Origin of the sequence: Rhodococcus ruber NBRC 15591 (assembly GCF_001894945.1) — a bacterium.
Lineage (GTDB): Bacteria > Actinomycetota > Actinomycetes > Mycobacteriales > Mycobacteriaceae > Rhodococcus > Rhodococcus ruber.
Window position 1 is genome coordinate 1 of the sequence record NZ_BCXE01000037.1, and the last position, 23443, is coordinate 23443.

The following is a 23443-nucleotide window of genomic DNA, read 5'->3' on the forward strand; positions in this document are numbered from 1 at the left end:
GCCTTCGGGAAGGAGAGGCGTTAATGCACCACTTTCGCGTCGTCGGTCAGTGGGCGTTCGATGGACCAGTGCACCCGCACGTGGCACCGGGCGATCTTCCACCGGTCGTCCTCCACGACGTAGTCGTCGTCGTAGTCGAGTGCGCTGACCCGCTCGGTGCGGGCCCGCAGGTCAACCTGCCGGAACCGCAGCGTCCACGCCCCGGTGGCGGTGCCCTCGCCGGTGATCTCGATGCTCGGGTGCATGCCGTGGTGCATGTCGAGGATGACGTACCGGTCGTCAAGGCGCTCGAGGGCGAGGCGGGCGTAGACCTCGACGAGACCGTCGGCGTCGTCGAAGCTGCCCAGCGCGGGGCCGTAGTAGATGTCGGCACCCTCGGCGACGAAGCAGGCGCGCATGCCCTCCGGGTCCTTGGCGTCGCACGCACGGAAGTACCGGTGCTTGAGCATCCGGATCTCCTCGAGCGCCTCGAGCCGGGCCAGTCGCTCTTCGACGGTCATGGTCGCGTCCCTTCCGTCCTGCGGATACAGCGGCGACCCGGACCCTAGCCGCGGCGGGAGAATGCCGGCGGCGCTCGTCCCGCTCATCGGGCCGCAGCACCGGAACGATCGTAGAACTCGTTTCAGAAACCTCGTCGCGGCGCCTTCCTTCGGAGTACATATGTGTGCAGAATGCTCGGCATGCCGACGCCCACCGCCCGCCTGTTCACCGCCGCCCTGACGATGCTGCTGGCGCCACTCGTCGCAGGGTCCGTCGCGGCCGCCGCTCCCACGGGGTCCGCATCGGGCCACGACGCGTTCTACCTCCCACCCGATCCGCTGCCCGGCGGCGCGGCCGGCGACGTCCTGCGCGCCGAGCCCGTCGTCGCACCGGCGCTCGACGCTCTCGCCACCCGGGTGATGTACCGCAGCGAGAACGCCACGGGCGGCCCGATCGCGGTCACCGGCACGGTATTCGTGCCGTCGCGGCCCTGGGCCGGCGACGGTCCGCGCCCGACGGTCGTCCTCGGTCCGGGCACGCAGGGCATGGGCGACCAGTGCGCGCCGTCGAAGTTGACGAACCACCTCCAGGAGTACGAATACCTGCACATCGTGCCGCTGCTCGCGCGGGGCTACGCCGTCGCGATGACCGACTACGAGGGCCTCGGCACGCCCGGTGGGCATCCCTACCTGAACCGCGTCTCTCAGGGGCACGCCATGCTCGACATGGCCCGTGCGGCGCTGCAACTGACCGACCGCGGTATCGACGAGGACACCCGCATCGGCTTCTGGGGCTACTCGCAGGGCGGCATGTCGTCGGCGGCGGCCGCGGAGCTGGCCGACACCTACGCCCCCGAACTGCCCGTCGTCGCCGCGGTCGCGGGTTCCCCGCCCGCGTCGCTCGCCGACCTCGCCGTCGCCGGCGACGGATCGCTGCTCTCCGGCGGGATCGGCTGGGTCGTCAACGGCTTCGCGGCCGCCTATCCGCAGGTGCGGGAGGAACTGCTCGAAGTGTTCAATCCCGCCGGACGCGACATTCTCGCGCGCGCCGAGACGTACTGCGTCTACGACGCGCCCCGCATGAACCCGTTCTTCCCCACGGCCTGGTACACGGTCGACGGCCGGCCCATCGCCGACCACCTGGCCGCCGAACCGTGGGCCTCGCTCGTGCGCGAGCAGGAACTCGGCAACATCGCCCCTACGATCCCGACATTCGTCGCGCAGAACGCGACGGACGACTTCGTCCAGGTGAGCGGCGTCGACACGATGGTCGGGAAATGGTGTGCCGGAGGCACATCCGTCACCTATCGGCGCTACGCCATTCCGCCGGTGCTGCCTGGGACCGGCGCGGGTCACGGGATCGGCCTGCTTCCCGCCGCCGTGGAGGGGATGGACTGGATGGACCGGCGGTTCGCCGGCATGCCCGACGAGGACACCTGCGCGGGCTGAGACCGGCCTGCCGGCCGCGGTGACATGATGCGGTCGGCGACCGCGGTGACATGATGCGGTCGGCGACCGCGACACCGGGAGGACCACGTGATCGACGAATCGGAGATGACGCACTTGCGACGGTGCGTCGAGCTGGCACGGGAGGCGCTCGACGCCGGCGACGAACCGTTCGGCTCGGTGCTGGTGTCGGCCGACGGCACGCGGCTCGCGGAGGACCGCAACCGGGTCGCGGGCGGCGACCGGACCAGGCATCCCGAGTTCGAACTGGCCCGCTGGGCCGCCGCACATATGAGCGAGGCCGAGCGCGCCGGCGCGACGGTGTACACCTCCGGTGAGCACTGCCCGATGTGCGCGGCCGCGCACGGCTGGGTCGGGCTCGGACGCGTCGTGTACGTGGCGTCCTCGGCGCAACTCGCCCGCTGGCTCGAGGAGCTGGGTGTGCCGCCGGCGCCCGTCCGGTCTCTGCCGATCCGGGAGGTCGCGCCCGCGGTGACCGTCGAGGGGCCGGTGCCGGAACTCGTCGACGAGGTGCGTGCCCTGCATCGTCGGTGCTACGGACACGCAGTGTAACTGTTCCGTGACACACTGGGTCACGGTCTGGTGACAGCCGACCGATATTGATCACGGGTTGTGTTCGACTGCGGCGCTTTGCAGTTCCTGTACCCGTTCCTGGGTCGACCATTGAACCGGTCGGGCTGGTCGACGGTCGAAAGGAACGCCCATGAAGGGCTCGAAGCTCGGACGCGCGGCGGTCGCCCTCGCGGCGCCGCTCGCATTGATGACGGGCCTCGCGCCCACGGCATCAGCAGTGGATCCCTACCCGTACGGCAGCTGGAGCGTGAGCGTGCGGGAGAACACGATCACGGTCAAGTTCATCTACTACCGGGCTCCCGAGGCGGACTACCCGCACTACTGCAACGCGGTGATCGACGGAATCCCCGACGTGCGAGTGGCCGAGATCTACTACGCCGACTACGAAACCGTGAAGTTCGAGAACGTGCCCGACGGCGACTACACGGTCGACGCGGACTGTCAGGACGACGACCACGTGTACCGGAGCGTCGGGTCGATCGACGTCTCGATCCCCGGCCCGGCGCAGACCCGGTTCGTCGGCAGCCACCACTTCTCCTTCGGCTGAGTCCTGACCGCTCACCGGAGCGGGAGGTGTCATAGACAACGGCGGCCCGACTCCACGCGAGTCGGGCCGCGGTTCCCGCTGTCCGGCGTCCCGAAGTCCCTCGCGTGGTCGCTGCCAACGGACGCAGCCGACAACGAACTCTGTGCTCCGCACAGTGGGTGACGGCGCTCAGCCCCGCAGGAAGTCCGCGACGAGTTCGTTGAATTCCGCGGCCCGCTCGATCTGCGTCCAGTGCCCGCAACGAGCGAAGACGTGCAGGTCCGCGTCCTGCAGCAGGTGCAGCATGGTCCACGAGACCTCCGGCGGCACGACCTTGTCCTCCCTTCCGTGAATCAGGAGCGAGGGCGTGCGGATCGACCGCACTTGCTCCTCGGTGATACCGAGTTCGTTGCCTTTGTGCCGGGGGTCGAGGAACATCGCGCGATAGGCGTCGAAGGTTTCCAGGCTCGCCTCGTAGCGAATGCGGACCAGCTCGTCGGTGATGATGGACGGGTTCACCGCAAAGTAGTCGAGCAGCAGCGCCCGCATGTTCTCCAGGGAGGGTTCGTAGGCGCGCAGAGCCTTCAGCCCGTCGGTCACGGTCATCCCGACGCCGGGCGAACCCATGAGGACCATTCGGGAGATCCGTTCCGGATGGCGTTCGGCGAGGTCGAGCGCCATCCGTCCGCCCAGGGAGTTGCCTACGAGCGACACCCGATCGAGTTCCAGCACGTCGAGCAGGCCGAGGATGTGGTCGCTCCAAGTGCGAAGTGAGTAGACGATGTCCCCGGGACGCGAGGTGGCCCCGTATCCCACGGTGTCCGGTGCGATCACTCGGAAGTGCTCGGCCAGCCCGGGAATCGTGTGCTGCCAGTTCGCCCAGCCCGACACCCCGGGGCCGGATCCATGAAGCAGCACAACGGGATCGCCGCTGCCGGCCTCGAGGTAGAACGTATCGATGGGCTCGGCGGTAACACCGGGCACGGCGACTCGGCGGCCCTGGGCGAGGTCGGTGGTGGTCATCGTGGTTCCTGTCCCGCCCGGCCACCGGCACCGCCGGCGTAGGCATCGTCGGGCTTGCCGGAGAACACGGCGAAGCACTTGTTGGAGTTGAATACGTCGGTGGTGACGAGGGTGGACCATGTAAGGGGCAGCCCGAGTTCGTGCATTGCGCCGAGCAGGCAGTACCAGTTGAGCATCTCGTGCTGGCCGGACTCGACGATCTCGGCGCCGCTCACTGCACGCCAGGTGTCGACGTCCCCGTGCACGAAGGCGTCGTAGAGCCGCTCGTCGACCGGGGTGTCCGGGCGGAGATGCCAGAGCTTGTCGGTGAGGAAGGCATGCGACCAGCTCGACGAGGCCACCAGGGCGACCCGCTTGTCGGTCGCGGCGAACGCGCGCGCCACGGCGGCGCCGAGGTCGAAGCAACGGTTCGGGGTCGGGCCGACCGGGTCGAGCTGTTCGTCGGCGATGTCGGCGAATCGAGCGAGGCCGCCCTTGCGGGCAATCGCGTGCTGGCCATAGCAATTGACGGTGATCGGCACGATCGGATAGGGGAGTTTCGATCCCGCGTTCTCGTAGTCGAGAAAGATCTGTGTGTTGAGGATGGCGTGCGGGAAGTGAGCCTCGGCGCGCTTGCGGTACGAGTAGGCCATGTCGAAGCCGTCCTCGATCAAGGCATTTGCCAGATTCCTCGCGGCGTGCGGGTCGCCGTGCAGGGTGATGGTGAAGTCGTCGGGTAGCCCCCAGGCATTGGGGCTGCCACGCTCGTTCATCACCTCGAACGCCGGGACCTCGAGGTCGTCGTAGGCCAGCACGCAGAACGGCGGCACCACCTCTTCGCGGAAGTTCTCGTACTGGTCGTCACCCCATACCACCACGAGATCCGGTTCGAACTCGTCGAGTGCGGCCCTGCACCGGGCGAGGTGCTCGACCAGCTCGGCGCGATGCGCGGCTGCGGCGGCTGTGCCGCCGTCGGCGTCCCATTCGCGGCGCATCCGGGCCGGCCAGTTCGCCGGATCCTTCAGGTCTTCCGGGATGTCCGGGTCGGTCAGGGTCCACCGCAGTAGCCCAGCCATGTGCTCGTCGGTGCCGGCGAGCAGGGGATAGTGAGTGATCCCCAACCCGAGGAATTCTGCCATGACTCCTCCTCATGCATTCGGCATCGCTGCCGAGACAAAACATTACGGAATCATGCATGCATAATTCAAGGGCTGGAGCGCAATCGTTGGCAACTATTCCGGCGCCACCGGTGAACGAGTCGGATCCACCGCCCGCACCAGGTCCTGACGGTGCAGGTCCAGGCACTTGTCCAGCGCCTCGCGGTCGCCGCCGCGGATCGCGGCCACGATCTCGGCGTGCACGGCGATGCTGTGCTGGTACATCTCCTCGTGATCGGGTAGCAGTTCGACGCGCGTGGCCGCGCCTCCGATGATCGCGGCGATCGCCTCGTACATGCCCGCCAGCACGGGGATCCGGGCGGCCCGCGCGATCGCCAGGTGCAGCCTCAGGTTTGCATCCAGGAAATCGCGCGGCGTACTCGCCGACTGCATCGACTCCAGTGCCCATTCCATGTCACGGATGTCCGTCGGGCCCGCCCGCTCTACGGCAACCCTGGTCAGGACGTCCTCCAAGTGCATGCGGGCCTCGAACAGATCCAGTGGATCCGTTCCTGTTCCGGAGAACCACAGGTCGAGCGCTCCGAGCCGGACCTGCGGCGGCCGGCTCGCAACGAACACCCCGCCGCCGGGCCCGGGCTTGACCACCACGAGCCCGCGGTCGCGCAGGATCCGCAACGCCTCGTTGATCACCGTCGGGCTGACCCTGAAGCGCTCCATGAGGTCCGTACGTCGGCCGAGGGAGGTCCCCACCGGGGTGTGCGCGGCGAGCAGCTCGTTCTCCACTTCGACCGCGACCTGTTGTGCCCGCGACAGCGACCGCTGGGCCTGCCCCTTGTCGTGGCCGTCCACTGTCCGCGGGTGATTCCTAGTCGATGACGTCATCAGGTTCGACCTCTTCTCAGGGCTGTGAGCTGCGTATATACCGGAGACGCCGGCGCGGGGCCGTAGTCCGACCACAATCGTATCTGCAGGATTGGCGAGAATCGCACGGTACGAGCCTCCGGGTACGGGGTGTAGCGGGCGGGCCGGTTCGGGAAGGTGGACCGACGTAATCATCTTGAATCCTGTAGTCATGATTTGTTACGGTGTCGACCACACCGTCGGAACATCGACCCCGCGGGCGTCGTCGAGGGAGCCAGCATGAGCACGCACGTGAACGGCGACGCCGGATTGCCGCTTCCTCTCGGGGCGATCGACGTTCACACCCACGCGATCGGTACCCGGCTTCCGGACCTGTCCGGCCGACCGGGACGCTGGCCGTCCATCGAACTCCTCGATCCCCGACGCGCCCAGCTCCTGCTCGGCGGTCGTCCCTACCGCGAGATCGACCACCGGTGCTGGTCCGCCCAGCGCCGACTCGTCGACATGGACGCCGAGGGGATTGCAGCACAGGTCGTCTCGCCAATTCCTGTCACGTTGTGTCACGACCAGCCCGCCGACGGCGCACGGATCCTGGCTGCGGCGCAGAACGATGCCTTCGCCGCACTGGTCGCCGAGGCACCGGGGCGGCTGTATGCCCTCGGTGCCGTTCCCTTGCAGGACCCCGGCGCCGCGGTCGCCGAGCTCTCCCGCTGCATCGACGAACTGGGTTTCCTCGGTGTCGAGATCGGCACTCGTGTCGGCACGCGGGAGCTGGCCGACCCCGCATTCGACGAGTTCTTCGCCGCTGCGGCCGAGCGCTCGGCACTGGTGCTGGTGCACCCGGTGGACACGACGCTCGACCCGCGGCTGTCGAAGTTGGGCCTGGAGTTCGGGCTGGGGATGCCCATGGAGACAACGACCGCCGCGGCGGCACTGCTCACGGGGCGGACCCGTACTCCGGGCGTGCGCCTGTGCCTGGCCCACGGCGGTGGCGCCCTGCCTGCGATCTTGCCCCGACTCGACCGAGGCGCCGTTCTCTCCGGCACGCCCGGACCGGCGCCGAGTGTGCGGGCCCGGGACCTGTGGTGCGATTCCCTCACCTACGACGCGGCGGCACTCGGCCAGGCCGTCGCCCGATTCGGCGGCGAGCACGTCCTGCTGGGCACCGACTACCCGTTCGCCGCGCGCGAGACACCACCCGGAGCCGTCCTCGGCGCCTGCTCCGACGACCTCGCGGCCGCGATCCGCCGCGACAACGCCGCCGAGCTCATTGCCACGGTTCGCCCGCTCACCGGACCGGCAAACGCCCGCTGACGACGAACTCCCGATATCGGGGTACACAGCAGGCACACTTCCACCCAGCGCCGGCGGAAGCTGCGTCGCGGCGAGACCGTGACCACGTACTGCTGTCCGGCCATCCACCGCCTGCCACGCGTGGGCACGCCTTGGTCGTTCGTGAACCAGGAGCTATCACAATGGGATTCGGTCCCGGAGACCTGCGACGGAACCAGGACTCGTTCAGGTGCGTTCGCGCACCCCGGGGCGCTTGCAGCCCCGGGGGACGTGACTCAGGACCGCAATTCGGGGAACTGGTCGTCGCGCCATTCACCGGCACCGGCGACGCCGGATTCCTCGCGGCCACGCAGTTCCACGCGGCGGATCTTGCCGGAGATGGTCTTCGGCAGGTCGGCGAACTCCAGGCGGCGTACGCGCTGGTACGGCGCGAGGTTCGCGCGGGCGTGCCGCAGAATCGCCAGTGCCGTCGCCCGCGTCGGCTCGTGACCCGGCGCGAGGCTGACATAGGCCTTGGGCACGGCCAGCCGGACTTCGTCGGGGGCCGGCACGACCGCGGCCTCGGCGACCGCCGGATGCTCGATCAGCACGCTTTCCAGCTCGAACGGCGAGATCTTGTAGTCACTGGCCTTGAACACATCGTCCGTGCGCCCGACATAGAAGATGTAGCCGTCGGCGTCCCGGGAAGCGACGTCGCCGGTGTGGTAGAAGCCCCCTGCCATCGCCTCGGCGTTGCGTTCGGGATCGCCCAGGTAGCCGGTCATCAGGCTCATCGGTCGCGCTGTCAGATCGACGCAGAGCTCACCCTCTCCGACTCCGTCGACCCGCGCGCCGGACAGCGGATCGACCAGCACGACCGGAACACCGGGCAACGGCAGCCCCATCGATCCGGGCTTGACCGGCATACCGGGTACGTTCCCGACAGCCAGTGGCAGCTCGGTCTGGCCGAACCCGTCGCGGATCGTCAATCCCCATTGCCGCCGCACCTGATCCATGACTTCGGGGTTCAGCGGTTCTCCCGCGGAAAGCAGCTCACGCAGCTGCCCGGGGCCGCCGGAGAGGTCGGCGTTGATCAGCATTCGCCACACCGTCGGTGGAGCACAGAACGTGCTCACGCCGGCCCGGCGGATCTGTCCGAGCAACGCGGCGGCATCGAAGCGGGAATAGTTGTAGACGAAGATCGTCGCTTCGGCGATCCACGGGGCGAAGAAGCAACTCCAGGCGTGCTTCGCCCAGCCCGGCGAACTGATGTTCAGGTGGACGTCCCCGGGTGCGGCTCCGACCCAGAACGAGGTCGCGAGGTGCCCGAGGGGGTAGGACACCTGCGTGTGCTCGACGAGTTTCGGCCGGCTCGTGGTGCCGGAGGTGAAATACAGCAGCTGGGGGTCGTGCGGAGCGGTACCGGGGTGCGTTGCACGGGGAACGTCGAGCGCGTACGCGCCGGCGAAGCGCACCCAGCCGGCCGGCGCGTCATGCCCGCCGCCGACCACGAAACGCGTGTACTCACCCTCGATCTCGTCGAACTTGGCGGTGTCGGCGACGTTGGCGACGACGTGCCGGGCACCGCCCCGGCCGATGCGATCGGCCAGATCCACCGGGCCCAGCGCGGTGGTCGTGGGCATGATGACCGCACCGAGCTTCATGACCGCGAGCATGGCCTCCCAGAGTTCGACCTGGTTGTTCAGCATGAGGACGACTCTGTCGGCCCGGGCCACCCCGTGGGCGGCCAGATGGGCGGCGACCTGATCGGACCGGCGTGCGAGCTCGTCGAAGGTGTACTTCGCCTCGGCGCCGTTCTCCTCCACGATCCACAGGGCCACCCGGTCGTTGCCCCGTGCGATCGCGTCGAACCAGTCCACGGCCCAGTTGAACCGCTCCCCGAGATCCGGCCAGGTGAACTCGTCGACCGCCTTGCGGTAGTCGCGGCCGAGATCCTGGAGCAGATCGCGGGCCGACCGGTAGAGTTCGGTTGCTGTGCCGGGGGTCGACAGTGGTTCGGGAGCAGAAGCATCCGTGACACGAGATGTGTCGTCGACGTGGGATACGCCGGTCATGGCTCACCTTTCGGGGTAGGGACGCTGGGTGCGGGTCGGTCTGTGCCGCGGCGGAGCGGAGAGGTTTCAGCCCATGCTGCTGCCGCCGTTCACACTGATCACCTGGCCGGTGACGAAGCCGGATTCCGGGCGAAGGAGATAGGCGACGGCGCCGGCGACTTCGTCGGGAACGGCAGGGCGTCCCATCGGAATGAGCCGCACCGCGTCCTCGACGACCGGCCGCAGAACCTCGGGGAGGCGGTTCGCTTCGATCGCGGCGGCCAGCTCCGCGGTCAGGGTGTAGGCCGGCGCCACGGTGTTCACGGTGATGCCTGCGGGCGCGAACTCGCGCGCCAATCCGACGGCGAACGCGTGCACCCCGCCCTTTGCGGCGTTGTAGACCGCGTGGGCGGTGAGCCCGTTGCGCACGGACTCGGCGCCGATGTTGACGATGCGTCCCCCGCCGTTGTCGACGAGATGGGGGAGCAACGCCATGCTGGCCCGCAGCGTGGTCCACAGGTTGTTGTCGATGGTCGACTTCAGCGTCTGCTCGGTGTGCTGGAGCGTCGGCGCGATGACGCCCCCGCCGGCGTTGTTGACGAGTCCGTACACCGGGCCGAACGCGTCCGTGGCCGCGGTGAGCATCGCGTCCGCGGCGCCCGGGAGCGCCAGATCACCGACGAATCCGGTGGGCTCGGGAACGCCGGGGGGTGCGCTCAGCGCCCCGAGCCCGCGATGGAGTTCGTCCTCGTCCCGGGCAGCGACGAGCAACGACGCGCCGTCGGCGAGCAACCTGCGGGTGATCGCGAGACCGATGCCGGTCGCTCCTCCCGTGACGACCACGGTGCGGCCCCGCAACGGTGCCCCGTCCAGTTCGGCGTTCACAGGATGATCGCGACGTCGGACACCTGGCGCAGGCTTCCCATGCGCAGCACGCACCGCTTCGACGCGATCCGCAGGTGCCCGTCGACGACGCGCAGTCGATAGTGGTAGCGGCCGGCGTAGGTGTAGGAGCGTTCGCCGCGGAAGCGCCAGACGACGAACTCGGCGACCACCGGAAGCTCGGCTGCACCGCCGGTGCCGTCGACGACCGGGCGCAGCCGCACGTTGGACACCTGGTGGCTGGTGGCCGAGTGCGGGTATTCCCGGTGTGCCCGGCGGGAATTGAGTCGCTCCACGCGGCAGGACAGACGCAGGTGGTCGTCGTCGACGAGCACCAGGTCCCGGGCCGGGTCGGCGTCGGGGGTGTCGTTGCAGGGCACGACGTAGCGGCAGTCGTCGGTGTAGAGGGTGATCCAGGTGTCGAGGTCCCAGTCGTCGAGCAGTTCGGCCTCGAGGTAGAGCAGGTCCTCGACTCGGCTGCGGGTGACCTGCCGAAGGTCGCCGACCTGCGGGGAGGGCGCCGGCGCGGCCTTCGGGGTCTCGGGTGCGGTGGTGGTCATCGGGCCTCTCCGATCATCTGCTCGTTCCAGCGTCGCCAGAAGGCACGCATCTGCTCTTCGTCATTGGCCTCGGGCGTGCGCGCCATGCCGCGTGAGATGTCGTTCCACTCCACTCCGCCGCTGTGGAAGCCTTGCTGGCAGGACTCGAGGGCTTCGATGTCGTCCGGGGTGGCGAAGCCACCGGGCCCCAGGAAGGTGAGGAAGCTGTCGAGACGGCGCTGCCGCAGCTGGGATTGCTCCTGACTCGGAGCGAGCTCCCAGGCGGTGATCTCCATCCGGTCCGCGGAGACAGGCATGAAGGTGCGTACGGTGACAGCCATGATGTCGTTGATCACCAGGTTCGGGTAGATCAACAGGTTGCGGTTGACGTCGGCCATGCGCGCGGCGCGCTCTTCGCCGTGCTTGGCCACGAGTTCGGCGCGCAGCCGGCCGATCTCCTCGCGCGCGCCCTCACCGAACAGCGGCTCCCACTTCGCCACCGGTCGGCCCCACGGTGCGGTGTATTCGAGTACCGCGTGCCCGTTGCCGAGCGCCTTCGCCGTGCCCTGGACCCCACCTGCGAGGTCGGTGCCCAGCGCTACCAGGTACTTGAAGTAGGTGTCGTGGGTGCTGACCGCGTGGTAGCCGTCGATGCTGTTCTCCGCCAGGAGTTTCCAGTTGGCATTGATCGCGTACTCGTTGGTTCCGGAGATGATTTCCGCGTCCTCGACCGCGTCGACGACGAGGTCGAGGTACTCCGTGGCGCCCGCCAGGTAGTCGACCAGGGGCACGATGTCGGGATCGTAGGAGAGGAAGACGAAGCCGCGGTAGCTGGCGACCTTGGCGGCGGGTCGGAGCCCGAGTTTGCCGAAGTCGAGGTCGTCGCCGTAGGCCTGGCGGTCCGGGATGCCCACCAGTTCGCCGTCGGTGTTGAACGACCAGGCATGGTAGAAGCACGAGAAGATCTTGGCGTTGCCGCGTTCGGCGCGGCAGACCATGGCGCCGCGGTGGGTGCAGGTGTTGTGGAAGACGTTCACCTGCCCCGATCGTCCGCGGACCATGAAGACCTGGCGTCCGCCGACGGGGCGGCGCACGTAGTCGCCCTTCTTGCGGATTTCCGACTCGTGGCCGACGTAGAGCCAGCTGTGCGCGAAGACCCGCTCGAGTTCCATCGCATGAATCTCCGGTGAGGTCATGGTGGAGCGGTGGACACGGAAGCTGTGTGCTTCACGATCGTCCTCGACGAACGGTCCGTGGGGTGTCGGTAGCTGGGTGGTCGGGTCGTCTGTGACGGTCATCGGTGCCTCTCTGGGATTGGGCCGAGGTTGGTGCGGGGAGGGGATCCGAGGGGCCGGATCGGCGCAGTCGTGCGGTCGCTAGAACCGGATGACACCGCGGATGTTGGTGCCTGCACGCATGTCGTCGTATCCCTGGTTGATGTCGTCGAGGGCGTACTCGGTGGTGATCAACTCGTCGAGCTTCAGATAGCCGGCCTGGTAGAGGTCGAGCAGCTTGGGGATGTCTGCGCGCGGGCTCGACGAGCCGAACAGCGAACCCACGATCTTCTTCTCATAGAGGATCAATTCGAGGATCGGTACCGGGATGCCGACGGCGGTGGCGTTTCCGAGGGCAGTGACAACGACCGTGCCCTGCTTGCGGATCCCGGCGAATGCCTGCGCGATGTGGTCGCCGGTGATGACGCCGACGGTGACGATCGCGACGTCGGCGCCCTGGCCGTTGGTGAAGCTCTTCGCGGTCTCGATGGCCTCCTCGACGGTGGCGAATGCGTGGGTGGCACCCAGCGAGAGCGCCATGTCCCGCTTGAAGGCGACCGGGTCGACCACGATTACCCGTGCCGCGCCGGCGTGCACGGCACCCTGGACGGCGTTTGCGCCGATGCCGCCGACACCGAGGATCAGCACGGTGTCGCCGGGTTGCACCTTGCCGGTGTTGACCGCCGAGCCCCAGCCGGTCCCGACTGCGCAACCGAGCAGGCACGCCTTTTCCAGCGGGGTGTCCGCCGGGACTTTGATGGCGGAGTCGACGGCGACCGTCGTGTATTCGGAGAAGGTGGAGATGCCGAGCGCCTGGGCGACGGGGGTGCCGTCCTCGAGTTGCAGCCGGAAGCTCGTCGGATCTTCCCAGCGCGAGCCGACCAGGACATTGGCGCCGAGGTCGCAGAGGTTCTGGTGCCCGGTGGAGCACCAGCGGCATTTTCCGCAGGCAGGCAGGAACGAGAAGATGACCTTGTCTCCCGGTTCGAAGCCGGAGGTGTTCGGGCCGACCGACTCGACGATGCCGGCGCCCTCGTGTCCACCGCAGACCGGGTAGACAGCGACGGGGAGGTCACCGGTGGCCATGTGGTCGTCGGAGTGGCACAGCCCTGAGGCGACCATCCGGACTCGGATCTCGTTCTGTCGGGGTTCGTCGACGACGAGGTCGACGATCTCGAACTTGCCAGGGGCTTGGCGGAGAACGGCGCCGCGGCTTTTCATGAGGACTCCTCGGTTGTGGGTCGGTGTGACGGGTTCTGCTCAGGCCTGCGCGGCCGAGGCGTCGAGATAGACGGTCTTGAGGACCTGGTAGCTGTGCAGGGCCTCGGGTCCGAGTTCACGGCCGATGCCGCTGGCCTTGATTCCGCCGAAGGGGGCGACGGGGTCGTTGACGTAGCCGTTGATGCCGATGCTGCCGGTGCGCACCCGGCGGGCGACGGCCTCGCCACGCTCCGGGTCGGCGGTCCAGACACTGCCGCCCAGGCCGTAGTCCGAGGCGTTGGCGATGACAACGGCCTCGTCCTCGTCGGTGTACGGGATCACCGACAGGACCGGCCCGAAGATTTCCTCCTGGGCGATGGTGTGGTTGTTGTCGACATCGGCGAACACGGTCGGCTGCACGTACCAGCCGCGGTCGAGGCCCTCCGGCCGGCCGCCGCCGACGGTGAGCCGGGCCCCCTCGGCCTTCCCCTTGGCGATGTAGGACTCGACCCGATCGCGTTGCCGTGCCGAGACCAGCGGACCGACCTGAGTGGTCTCGGCCAGGGGGTCGCCGATCCGCAGGGAGGACACGAGTCCGCTGACGGTGTCGACGACCTCGGCGTATCGCGATCGCGGCGCCAGTACGCGGGTCGAGAGCCAGCAGATCTGGCCGTTGTTGAGAAGTGTCGAGGCGAAGAAACTCTCGATCGTCGAAGCCAGGTCGGCGTCGTCGAGGACGATCGCGGCGGACTTGCCGCCGAGCTCGAGGGTCACCGGGCGCAGCAGGCGCCCGCACGTCTCGGCGATCGTCCGGCCGGCCGCCGTCGACCCGGTGAACGAGACCTTGTCCACCTGCGGATGGGCTACCAGGTAGGCCCCGACATCGCCTCCGCCGGGCACGACGTTCAGCACGCCCGCCGGCAGTTCTGCCTCGGCGGCTGCCTCGGCCATCAGCATGGCGTCGAGGACCGTCTCCGGAGCAGGCTTGAGCACGACCGTGCACCCGGCGGCCAGGGCGGGGGCGAGCTTGAGGAAGGTGATTCCCTGCGGGACGTTCCACGGGACGATCGCGCCGACCACCCCGATCGGCTCACGGATCACCCGCGCCTGCCCGCCGAGCATGCCCTGCCGGGTCTCCTCCTGGGGGGTGTCGGCGACCAGGCCGGAGTAGTAGCGCAGCAGCAGGGCCGGGAACCCGCCCTCGAACTGCTGAGCGAGCCAGATCGGCATACCGTTCTGCGAGCTCACTCGGGTCGCGGTTTCGGGGGCGCGCTTCTCCAGTGCCACCGCGAAACGCTCGAGCGCCTCGCGGCGGCGCGCCGGATCCCAGCGGGACCAGCCCTGAGGGTCGTCGAATGCCCGGCGGGCGGCGGCAACGGCGTCGTCGATGTCCCGCTCGGTAGCCTCCGGGACGCTGCCGAGGCGTTCCTCGGTGGCCGCGGCCCGCACCTCGAGGGTGCGTGAGGACGACGGGTCGGCCCAGCCGCCGTCGATGTAGAACTGCCGATAGTCGGTGGTTCCGGTGAGTGCGGTCATTGGTGTGGTTCCTTTGTGCGGTATCTCGGGATGCGGGCAGGCAGGCGAGCAGGGTGGGCAGGGTAGGCAGCGCCGGGTCAGCCGTTGGAGTCGGGCACGATCACTCGGACGCCTTCGCATGCGGCGTTCACGATGAGCTGGCATGACAGTCGGGAGCGTTCGTCGACGTCGTCGGCGTATTCGAGTAGGTCGCGCTCCTCGTCGGTCGCCTCGCCGAACAGATCGGCGAACTCGGAGTCGACGTGTACGTGGCAGGTCGCACAGGAGCAGCTGCCGCCGCATTCGGCGACGATGCCGGGCAGGTTGTTGCGCACGGAGCCGTCCATAATGCTTTGTCCTGCAGGAACATCGACGATGTGGGTGGTTCCGTCGGGGACGAGATAGGTGATCTTCGGCATGATATTCCTCGGGTCGTACGTGGGGTTGGCGGGTGTCGTTTCAGCGGACGGCGTCGCGCAGGGCGATACCGGGGTCGGCCAGCCGAACCGGATCGACGCTGGTGCCGGCGCCGATCCACTTCTTGCCTGCCATGAAATCCGGTGAAGCGTTGGCAGACTCCACCGCCACCGGCACGCCGTCGCGTAGGTGAAACAGTGCGAATCGGCCCGTCTCCGGGTCACCGCGGCGGACGACGTCCGCTCCCGGCCGCACGACGCCGGCGATCTTCAGCTTCAGATCGAACTGGTCGGACCAGAACCATGGCGTCTCGGGCTGCGGCGACGGTGTGCCCAGGATCGCGGCTACCGCCTGCCGGGCCTGCTCCGTCGCGCTCGGGATGCTCTCGAGTCGCCCGATGCCGTCGAGTCCGGGCACACGCCGGCAGGTCACGTCTCCGATGGCGAGTATCGCGGGATCGCTTGTGCGAGCGAACTCGTCGACGACGATGCCGCCGGCCGGGCCGCGCTCGAGGTCGCAGGCTGCGGCCAACTCGTCGCACGGCAGGGCACCGATTCCGACCAGCGCCGCGGTGCAGTCGATTGTCTCGCCGCCTTCGAGCACAACGCTCTGCACCTGCCCGGCGGCGCCCTCCAGTCCGGTGACTCCGACACGGGTCCGCACTACCGTGCCCTGCTCGGTATGTCGCGCGGTGAGAATCGCCGACAGCTGGGGGCTCGCGACGCGGGCCAGCACTCGGTCCTCGCGTTCGAGAACCACGGCCTCCGCGCCCGCGGCGCGGGCCACCGCAGCGACCTCCAGTCCGATGTAGCCGCCACCGATGATGGCCAGCTTGCGCCCTTCCCCGACCCACTTGCGCAGGGCGCGGGCGTCGCCGAGATTGCGTAGCGCACCGACGCCGGCCAGGCCGGCGCCCGCCACCGGCAAGGGACGGGGACGGGACCCGGTGGCCAGGACCAGCACGTCGTAACCGATCCGCTCGCCAGAGGCCGTGACAATCCTGCCGGCTTTACGGTCGATCTCGGTGACCTGTTCGCCGAGGCGCACCTCGACGTCCTGCTCCCGGTAGAACTCCGGGGGTCGCAGCCACTGCTCGAGCTCTCCCTCGGCGAACTTCTTCGACAACGGCGGCCTGTGGTACGGGTAGTCGAGTTCCTCACCGAGCATCGTGATCCTGCCGGTGTGTCCCTCCTGTCGGAGCAGGCCCACGAGTGAGGCCGCGGCATGCCCTGCGCCCACGACCACCACATTCCGGTCGGCCGCCGACAGCGTGGTGGTCATGTGAGTTCCAATCGGACGGGAAGGTTCTTCAATCCACCGACAAAGTTGGTCTGCACGACTTTTCGCTCACCGGTGACCTCGATCGTGTGGATGCGCGGGAGCAACTCCTCGAACATGATCCGCAATTCCTGCTTGGCCAGATGCTGCCCGGTGCACATGTGCGGTCCGTATCCAAAGGCTATGTGTCGATTGGGCTTCCGGTCGAATCGAAACTCGTCAGGCGCGTCGAAGACCTCGGCGTCACGGTTGCCGGACTGGTACAGCATCATCAGCCTGTCACCGGCTTTGATGTGCCGACCCCGAAGTTCGTAATCCTCGGTGGCCTGGCGCATGAAGTGCTTCGCCGGTGAAATCCAGCGCAGACCCTCGTTGACCAGGTCACCGATCAGCGACGGGTCTCGCTGCAACGCGGCGAGTTGCTCGGGATGATGAGCAAGTGCTTCGAGGGTGCCGGCCAGGGTGGAAGCGGTGGTGTCGTGCCCGGCGGTGGAGATCGTCACGAACCAGCTGTAGGCAAACTTCTTGGGCCAGTACTCCCCATCGGCCTGCCGTGCGTTGGCGATGAGGGAGGCGAGGTCATTTCGGGGATTGGCGCGGCAATCTTCTACCAGTACATCGAAATAGGCGAAGAAGTCCGAAAGGGCGTTGGCCCACTGCTTGGCCGCAGCTTCCGGGCTGAGCGGTTCGACGTCGTCTCTGGCTTCGTCCGGGTCGGCTGTTCCGAAGAACTCCTGCGTCAACGCCAGCATCCGTGGCTCGTCTTCCTCCGGAACTCCGAAGAGGGTCATGATGACGTGTAACGGGTAGAACATGGCGAAATCCTTGACGAGATCGATCTCGTTCACTCCCGGTCGCAGCCGCCGCGCAATCTCATCCACGGCCAGCGTTCGGATCCGGTCCTCCCAACGCTTGAGGTTGGCCGGACGGAACCAGTCCGCCGCGACATCCTTGACCGCGGTGTGCTCGGGCGGATCCAGGTAGGGCAGGGCATCGAAGATGCGGAGGCTCCCACCGGTGAGGCTTTTGGTGAAGGCATCGCCGGCCTGGTTGGTCAGGATCGGATTGTGCGAGCCGGGTTCGGACCCGCCCCCGTTGGAGAAGAGTTGCGGTTGGCGTTCGATCTCCATGATGTCGGCGTGCTTGCTTACCAGCCACAGCGGGTCGTAGCCTTCCACGTGCACCTTGGCGAGCGGATTGTTTTCCCGGAGCCATTTGTAGGCTGCGAACAGAGTGGTTTCGTCTCGGTGACCCTCGGGAAGAACGATCTGGCGGGCAATTTCGTCCGGTACGGGTCGGGTGGGACCCGTGATGGCCTCGATGGTGGTCACAGTTTTCCTCCGATGGGTGGCAGCAATGTCGCGGAGACGTCGCGGTCCGGCCGTCCGTTGCGTGACGCCGATCACTCGAGTCCCGATAATCTTCGATCCCGGGCGGGGTGATGCGCATCACTCCCTGGGCGCACGTTTCTCATCCCAACGGCTGACTCGGCCTCGACGACCACCTGCGCCCAAGGGGGACGAGCGCGTCGCCACGCCTATCGTTCGACGGACAGGAGGAAGATTCGAAAACATGCATCCATGTCTCACCCCGCGGTCGAGTGGCTCGGCGGACGGGCTCCTGGGCGCGGTCGGCGCGGGCGAGCGAGAAACGCCACCAGTCCGGGCTCGAACGAACTACGCCGATCGGATTCCTTCAGAAAACCCGGAGTATTGAGACATGCATGCATGATTTGCTAACGTTTCTCTTATCTGCTCTGGCAATATGGCCGGGAAGGAGCACCGAATACGTGGTACCGACGATGCCTTTCGGGTCGACCGCGGCCGGCCGCGCTTCTTCGCCTGCGCTACGCCCTGTCGGGAGTGTCGGCGAGGAGTTGGAGCGGGCCCGGGGCGTGCTGGCACTTGCCCACGAGCTCCTGGGACGGGGCGCCCCGGCGGATCCGCGCACTGCGGCCGACCTCGACGAGGCCGATATCGCCCTCGAGGTCGTCGAGGAGGCCCTCACGCGCAGGCTCGGTGAAACAGCGCCAGGCGCGGAGATCGCACGTCTGCTCGGATTGTCTCAGCAGGTCGGTCACGCGCGGGTGATGTTGCGCCAAGCCGAGTTGGCGCAGCGATCGGAGGCGATCGCCGGAGTCGGGCGGGCGCTCGATGCGCTGCGGACCGTCGGGTCGGTAGCCGACCTCGTCCGGTTCGCCCCGACCCATGTCGGCGAGCTGGGGTATCAGCGGTGCATGCTGTCCCGCGTCGAGGGCAACCGCTGGGTGGCGAAGTCGTGCTACGTGCGGAACGATTCGGCGCTCGCTGCCGAGATCCTTGAGGTCGGCAGTCGCAGCAGAACCCTGGGCCACCGGCTCATCGAAAGCGAGATCGTGCGGCGCCGTTCTCCGGTGCTGGTCCCCCGGGCGCAGGCCGACGACCGCGTGGATCCGGGCTTCAAGCAGGTCACAAGCACATCCTCCTACGTCGCCGCTCCCATCATGGTCGGCTCCGGAGTGTTCGGCTTCGTCCACGCCGACAGCCCGAGCGACGGGCGGGAGGTCGGCGAGTTCGATCGGACGCTTGTCCGCACGTTCTCGGAATGTCTCGGCTATGCCCTGGAACGTCTCTACTACCAGGAACGCCTCCGGACGATCCGGCGGCAGGTCACCGCCGTCATGGATGCCTCGCCGGACATGCTGGACGAAATGATCGGTTCCAACGAAGAGCCGGCGAACGATTCGGTCGTTGCGCTTCCGGGATATCGCCACCCGATGCAGTCCGGCCACCCTGCGGGGAATGTGGACCTGCTGACCCGGCGGGAGCTCGAGGTCCTTGCGCACATGGCCGAGGGCGACTCGAATGCCCGCATCGCGAACCGGCTGTTCATCTCGGAGGCCACCGTCAAGGCCCACGTGAGGCACATTCTGCGCAAACTCGGTGCCGCCAACCGAGCCGAGGCGGTCTCCCGCTACCTTCGGGCGGGGTAACTCCCTCCGGCGTCGAGGAATCCGACGCGAGCGGGGGCGGGGTGCCCTGCGGTCCCGGCTCCGGCTCCAGGAATCGGGGATCGCCGAGTCCGGTCTTCCGATGCTCCGGGGCCCGCTGTGACCGGACTCGAGCCGGGCGGCATGTTTTCACCGATGGTTCTGTGGCACGCCGAAATCGCTTCTCCCGTGCTGGAATTAGACAACCGCGCGATCGCCGCGCTCAGCATCGCAGGTGCCGTCGACCGATTCGGGCCCGAGCTCCACGCCTCCTCGGTCCGGGCGGGGGCAACCGGGGCGGCCGCCACCATCGCGAATCGGGCGCACATGCCGGAAGGCACGTGAGATGTGGCGCCATGAGTGCGGGACGGGTCTGCTCCGACTTCCGTTACTCTCGCCGGCCTCGACTCCCGCCTCAGTCTGTGCCGGTAAGGCTAGAATGAGGAACCAACCCCAGGTAGAGCCATGAGTAACCATGATCCGACCGGAGACAGTCAGTGGCGTAACAGTCGGTGAGGACGAACCGTGTCCGACGAAGCCGTCGAGCATCCCTCGAATCAGTTCGAGGCAGAGATAGCGAACGAGCTGGCTGCTGTCGGATTCGACGAGCCTCGGGTGCTGGGCCGCGGCGGGTTCGGCATCATCTACCGTTGCCGTCAACCTGCCCTGGACCGGGTAGTGGCGATCAAGGTCTTGAGCTCGAGCCCCGGTGAGTCCGACCGCACCCGCTTCCTGCGTGAGCAGCAGGCGATGGGCCGGCTGTCGGGGCATCCGAACATCGTGCACGTGCTCGAGGCCGGCGTCACCCATACCGGGCGTCCCTACATCGTGATGCCGTTCCACCGCCGCGACTCGCTCGAAGCGTGGATCACCCGACGCGGGCCCCGCACGACCGCCGAAGTTGTCGACATAGGCATCAAGCTGGCCGGAGCCCTCGAGACGGCGCATCGGGCCGGAGTGCTGCACCGGGACGTCAAACCGGCGAACATCCTGATTTCCGAGTACGGCGAACCGCAACTCGCCGATTTCGGGATCGCCCGACTGTCGGACCGGCAGGACACCACCCGGGGGCTCATAGTGGGTTCTCCCGCCTACACCGCGCCGGAGGTGTTGCACGGACATCCTCCATCGGTTGCCTCGGACGTCTACGGGCTCGGCGCGACCTTGTTCACCGCCCTGGCCGGTCGACCGGCCTTCGCGCGCCACCGGGGTGAGGAACTGGTGGCGCAGCTGCTGCGGATCAGCACCGAACCGATCCCCGACCTGCGCGAGAACGATGTCCCGGAGGGCGTCCGGGTGGTGATCGAGCAGGCGATGGCCCGCGCCCCTGCCCACCGCTTCGGGACGGCGGCGGCGCTGGGGGAGGCGTTGCGCCGGGCCGGGACGGATCTGGGATACCTCGTTGCCGACCTGCCGCTGCCGCTGGCGTGGGACGAGGAAAGCTCACCGCAGCGGGAAAAGCGTGAACCTGCGGGCACCGCGGCGTACCTGCGCCTCGATCCGTCGGCCGGGGCGTCCGGGCCCGTCCCTCCGCCCGCCGTGACCACCAAGTACCGCCCCCCGGTCACGGCGCACGCGATGGTGCCGCGCGCCCGGCTGCTCGGCAGGCTCGGGACCGGAACCCGACCCCGGTTGATCTTGATTCATGGTCCGGCCGGATACGGCAAGACCACCGTGGCCGCCCAGTACGTGCAGATGCTCGAGCGCACCGGGGGGACGACCGCCTGGTTGTCGATCGACGAGGACGACAACACCCCGGCGTGGTTTCTCGCGCATCTCGTCGATGCGGTCACGGTGACCCTGCCCGGGTTGGGCAGAGAGCTGACCCGGGCGCTGGAGGGACACGGGGAGGGTGCCGAGCGGTTCGTGCTGACGACGCTGATCAACCGGGCGCACACGGGTGGACAGCACATCGCGGTGGTCCTGGACGACTGGCACCGGGTGACCAACCCTGCGAGCCGAGCCATCGCCCGGTTCCTGCTCGAACACGGCTGCCACCACCTGCAGCTGGTCGTCACCAGCCGGACCCGGCAGGGTCTGCCGCTGAGCGGCCTGCGGGTGCGCAACGAGTTGATCGAAATCGACTCGGCCGCATTGCGATTCGACCTCGACGAGTCCCGGGAACTACTCACCGGCGCCACGGATCTGCAACTCGAGGACGAGGAGGTCGTCGATCTGGAGGAATCGACCGACGGGTGGGTGGCGGCGCTGCAATTGGCCTCGTTGGCCCTGCGCGAACACCGCGATCCGCGTGCGGCGATCCGGCACCTGTCCGGCCGGCACCGGGCTATCGGCGAATACCTCGCCGAGAACGTCCTCGACACCCTCGAGCCGGATCTGCTCGACTTCCTGCTTGCCACGTCGATCACCGAGCGCACGTGCGCTGCCCTGGCCACCGCCTTGACCGGTCGGGGGCATACCCAGACGGTGCTCGAAGACATCGAGGCGCGGAACCTGTTCCTGACGCGTCTCGACGAGGACGGGCAGTGGTTCCGCTACCACCACCTGTTCGCCGAATTCCTACGCCGCCGACTCGAGCGTGACGATCCGGAACGCCTGATCGGTTTGCATCTCACTGCCGCCCGGTGGTTTCTCGGACAGCATCTACTCAGCCCGGCTGTGGATCACTTCCTCGCCGCCGGCAGCGACGACGACGCGATCGATGCCGTCGAACACGAGGCGATACCGCTGCTCGAGCGCTCCCAGATGAGTACCCTGCTCGGGCTGGCCGCAAAGCTCCCCGGCACATCCAGCGCGCGTCGGCTGCGCCTGCAGACCGCGCTGGCCTGGGCGCACGCCGTCCTGCATCATCGCGCTGCCGCTGCCGAGGCGCTCGGCAACATCGCGGCAACTCTGCCGTCGGCAAGTGCCGACGAAGCTGACATCCGAGCCGAAGCAGCGCTCATCCAGGCCACGGTCAACGCCTTCGACGACCGGCTCGACGGTATGGATGCGGCGGTCGAGGCCTGCAGTGCCCGTTCCGACCGGCTACGCCCCTGGGTCGTGTGCGGCACCGCTGACGTCGCGTCGTTTCGCTCGATCCATCGGTTCGACTTTGCCGACGCCCGGCGTTGGCAGCAATGGGTACGTCCATACCATCGGCGGTCTTCCGGGCCCTTCAGCGTCATCTACGGGTACTGCCTCGACGGGCTGGCCGCAAGAGAACAACTCGACCTCGACGGTGCCGAGGCCAGTTTCCGCCACGCCATGCAGCTGGCAACCGAGCGAGGAGAGGAACTGTCCTACGGCTCCCGGCTCACCGGGGCCCTTCTCGGAGACCTGCTGTACGAACAGGGGAACCTGGCCGAGGCCGAGCGATTCCTCGACCAGAGCTACAGTCTCGGGGCAGAAGGCGGCACGGTCGATTTCATGCTGTCCACCTACGTCGTCGGTGCGCGCCTGAAGCACCGGCTCGGCAGGTACGACGCCGCTGCCGAGCGATTGAACGAAGGCGAACAGCTGGCACGCACCCTGCACCTTCCGCGCCTGTCGGCGCACCTGGTGAACGAGCGCATTCGCCTGGGAATCGGATCCGGGTATTTCAGCCCGGACAGCTTTCCTCGGCAGCTCTCGCAGGAACCGCAGGACGGTATCAGTCGGGTCACCACCGAGATCGCAGAAGAATCGGTCATCCGGCTCCTTGTTGCCGGCTCGCCCGGCGCCCGGACACAAGCCTGTGACAGGGCTCGCGTGCTTGCAGAGTCGATCGACGCCACCCAGCGGCCGAGAGCATCCCTCTATGCGGGCGTCTTGCTGACCGAGTGCCTCGCCACTGCCGGGTCGAGCCGTGAGGCGGAGCGCGTGGTTCTTCCGTTGCTCGAGCAATGCGCCGGGGTGAGGATCGTCCAGCCGTTGCTGGATGCAGGATCGGCCCTCCGCGCCCTTCTACACCGCCTCGCGCAGGAGGGAAGCGCCCACGCTCTCAGTCCCGCCACGGCTCTCTACCTGGACCGATTGCTGGAGAGCCCGTACCACCCACCGGGCTGATGTGGCTGTCCCGGGTCGCGTATCGGATCCG

At 67.9% G+C, this 23443-nt stretch carries 20 protein-coding genes; 7 read left to right on the plus strand and 13 right to left on the minus strand.

Annotated features, from left to right (window positions below; translation table 11 throughout):
* Positions 1-20: 20 nt before the first annotated feature.
* Positions 21-500: a nuclear transport factor 2 family protein gene (locus RR3_RS22260; RefSeq protein ID WP_017679940.1), complete on the minus strand. Its 480-nt coding sequence runs from the start codon at positions 498-500 to the stop codon at positions 21-23.
* Positions 501-671: 171 nt separating this feature from the next.
* Between RR3_RS22260 and RR3_RS22265 the strand changes: the two genes are divergently transcribed.
* The 3 genes from RR3_RS22265 (at position 672) to RR3_RS22275 (ending at position 3066) form a co-directional block, all read left to right on the plus strand.
* Positions 672-1928 (plus strand): lipase family protein, encoded by a 1257-nt coding sequence (locus RR3_RS22265; RefSeq protein ID WP_017679941.1) that lies wholly within the window; start codon positions 672-674, stop codon positions 1926-1928.
* 87 nt (positions 1929-2015) lie between these two features.
* Positions 2016-2498, plus strand: a complete 483-nt coding sequence (locus RR3_RS22270; protein WP_064065717.1) for a nucleoside deaminase — start codon at positions 2016-2018, stop codon at positions 2496-2498.
* A 151-nt stretch (positions 2499-2649) separates the two neighbouring features.
* Positions 2650-3066: a hypothetical protein gene (locus tag RR3_RS22275; RefSeq protein ID WP_010593415.1), complete on the plus strand. Its 417-nt coding sequence runs from the start codon at positions 2650-2652 to the stop codon at positions 3064-3066.
* A 168-nt stretch (positions 3067-3234) separates the two neighbouring features.
* On the opposite strand, the gene RR3_RS22280 is transcribed toward RR3_RS22275, so the two are convergent.
* The 3 genes from RR3_RS22280 to RR3_RS22290 form a co-directional block, all read right to left on the minus strand.
* Positions 3235-4068 carry an alpha/beta fold hydrolase gene (locus RR3_RS22280; RefSeq protein ID WP_010593414.1) on the minus strand — a complete coding sequence of 278 codons (834 nt, stop codon included), beginning with the start codon at positions 4066-4068 and terminating at the stop codon, positions 3235-3237.
* Positions 4065-5186, minus strand: a complete 1122-nt coding sequence (locus RR3_RS22285; RefSeq protein ID WP_010593413.1) for a DODA-type extradiol aromatic ring-opening family dioxygenase — start codon at positions 5184-5186, stop codon at positions 4065-4067. Before RR3_RS22285 ends, RR3_RS22280 begins: the two co-directional genes overlap by 4 nt.
* A gap of 93 nt (positions 5187-5279) precedes the next feature.
* Positions 5280-6047 (minus strand): FadR/GntR family transcriptional regulator, encoded by a 768-nt coding sequence (locus RR3_RS22290; protein WP_064065718.1) that lies wholly within the window; start codon positions 6045-6047, stop codon positions 5280-5282.
* Positions 6048-6305: 258 nt separating this feature from the next.
* On the opposite strand from RR3_RS22290, the gene RR3_RS22295 reads away from it, so the two are divergent.
* Positions 6306-7340, plus strand: a complete 1035-nt coding sequence (locus RR3_RS22295) for an amidohydrolase family protein (protein WP_064065719.1) — start codon at positions 6306-6308, stop codon at positions 7338-7340.
* A gap of 254 nt (positions 7341-7594) precedes the next feature.
* Here the strand turns inward: RR3_RS22295 and RR3_RS22300 are convergent, their stop codons facing one another.
* The 9 genes from RR3_RS22300 to RR3_RS22340 all read right to left on the minus strand — a co-directional run bounded on the left by RR3_RS22300 (position 7595) and on the right by RR3_RS22340 (position 17788).
* Positions 7595-9373, minus strand: coding sequence for an AMP-binding protein (locus RR3_RS22300; RefSeq protein ID WP_010593410.1), 1779 nt, complete (start codon positions 9371-9373; stop codon positions 7595-7597).
* Between the two features lie 66 nt (positions 9374-9439).
* Positions 9440-10237: an SDR family NAD(P)-dependent oxidoreductase gene (locus RR3_RS22305; protein WP_010593409.1), complete on the minus strand. Its 798-nt coding sequence runs from the start codon at positions 10235-10237 to the stop codon at positions 9440-9442.
* On the minus strand, positions 10234-10794 hold the full coding sequence (locus tag RR3_RS22310) for an aromatic-ring-hydroxylating dioxygenase subunit beta (RefSeq protein ID WP_010593408.1): 561 nt from the start codon (positions 10792-10794) through the stop codon (positions 10234-10236). The genes RR3_RS22305 and RR3_RS22310 overlap by 4 nt, the downstream gene beginning before the upstream one ends.
* Positions 10791-12071 (minus strand): aromatic ring-hydroxylating oxygenase subunit alpha, encoded by a 1281-nt coding sequence (locus RR3_RS22315; protein ID WP_010593407.1) that lies wholly within the window; start codon positions 12069-12071, stop codon positions 10791-10793. The genes RR3_RS22310 and RR3_RS22315 overlap by 4 nt, the downstream gene beginning before the upstream one ends.
* Before the next feature lie 78 nt (positions 12072-12149).
* Complete coding sequence (locus RR3_RS22320) at positions 12150-13268, minus strand: NDMA-dependent alcohol dehydrogenase (protein ID WP_064065720.1); 1119 nt, start codon at positions 13266-13268, stop codon at positions 12150-12152.
* Positions 13269-13307: 39 nt separating this feature from the next.
* Positions 13308-14783, minus strand: a complete 1476-nt coding sequence (locus RR3_RS22325; protein WP_010593405.1) for an aldehyde dehydrogenase — start codon at positions 14781-14783, stop codon at positions 13308-13310.
* Positions 14784-14860: 77 nt separating this feature from the next.
* Positions 14861-15181, minus strand: a complete 321-nt coding sequence (locus tag RR3_RS22330; RefSeq protein WP_010593404.1) for a 2Fe-2S iron-sulfur cluster-binding protein — start codon at positions 15179-15181, stop codon at positions 14861-14863.
* Between the two features lie 40 nt (positions 15182-15221).
* Positions 15222-16460: an NAD(P)/FAD-dependent oxidoreductase gene (locus tag RR3_RS22335; RefSeq protein WP_010593403.1), complete on the minus strand. Its 1239-nt coding sequence runs from the start codon at positions 16458-16460 to the stop codon at positions 15222-15224.
* The gene (locus RR3_RS22340; protein WP_064065721.1) at positions 16457-17788 is read right to left on the minus strand and encodes a cytochrome P450; all 1332 of its coding nucleotides are present in this window, start codon (positions 17786-17788) and stop codon (positions 16457-16459) included. Before RR3_RS22340 ends, RR3_RS22335 begins: the two co-directional genes overlap by 4 nt.
* Before the next feature lie 563 nt (positions 17789-18351).
* Between RR3_RS22340 and RR3_RS22345 the strand changes: the two genes are divergently transcribed.
* The 3 genes from RR3_RS22345 (at position 18352) to RR3_RS22355 (ending at position 23412) form a co-directional block, all read left to right on the plus strand.
* Positions 18352-19428 carry a LuxR C-terminal-related transcriptional regulator gene (locus tag RR3_RS22345; RefSeq protein WP_010593401.1) on the plus strand — a complete coding sequence of 359 codons (1077 nt, stop codon included), beginning with the start codon at positions 18352-18354 and terminating at the stop codon, positions 19426-19428.
* A 117-nt stretch (positions 19429-19545) separates the two neighbouring features.
* On the plus strand, positions 19546-19770 hold the full coding sequence (locus tag RR3_RS22350) for a hypothetical protein (RefSeq protein ID WP_064065722.1): 225 nt from the start codon (positions 19546-19548) through the stop codon (positions 19768-19770).
* 180 nt (positions 19771-19950) lie between these two features.
* Positions 19951-23412, plus strand: a complete 3462-nt coding sequence (locus RR3_RS22355; protein WP_010593399.1) for a serine/threonine-protein kinase — start codon at positions 19951-19953, stop codon at positions 23410-23412.
* Positions 23413-23443 lie beyond the last annotated feature (31 nt).